At 28.7% G+C, this 725-nt stretch carries 1 protein-coding gene; it reads right to left on the minus strand.

The features are described 5' to 3' along the window. Positions 1 to 713: hypothetical protein (locus CAMP5060_RS08130; protein WP_442863354.1), on the minus strand; the 713-nt coding region annotated here is incomplete at its 3' end. Between the last annotated feature and the right edge of the window lie 12 nt (positions 714 to 725).

Genomic DNA, 725 nt, shown 5'->3' on the forward strand with positions numbered 1-725 from the left:
TTAGTCGTATCTATATTAATATTCTTAAGTGTAAAACCTTGCCCGTCAAATGTTTTGTTAAAAGTAGAATCTATTTCCATCCCACTATCGGTATAAAACAAGCCCTTATATCCTACTATCATATTAGTAAATTCATTAGCTTGTCTTTTACCATCACCATTTAAGTCTACCCAATAATTAGCATAGTTTTGTCCACTACTTGCTTTAAAATCTATATCATTAGTAAGTTTAAAAGTATCCCCTACTACATTATTTCTAAAATCATCTTTTTCATTCCATCCTTTAGCAAAGTGCCACCAGTCTAAGTCAGAACCTATACTAATATATTGATTATATGTTTTATCCATATTACCTTTAGTGGTAAATACAATATCATTGTATTTTCTTGTAGGATTATAATAATAACCCGTAGTGCTTAAATAAGCAATTCCTTTATTTTTTGCTTCAGTAGTTAGGTTTTTAGAATTTATAGTAGAAATATCCACATAAACTTCATTACCTTTTAAATCTATACTATCTGCTGTGATTTGATTGAGTTTTATTTTATTATTTTTATCATCCCAACTAGTATCAGCACTTAACATTACTTTATTACCTTGCAAAGTAACGTTTTTAGCATTAATATTACCCATATTGACTACATTACCACCATTTGGTTTAAACACTGGAGAGAAGGTATTATAAGCAAGTTTTCCATCTGCAAAATCTTGCATACTTTTACTATC

Source organism: Campylobacter sp. 1569, from assembly GCF_024723675.1.
Classification (GTDB): Bacteria; Campylobacterota; Campylobacteria; order Campylobacterales; family Campylobacteraceae; genus Campylobacter_D; species Campylobacter_D jejuni_C.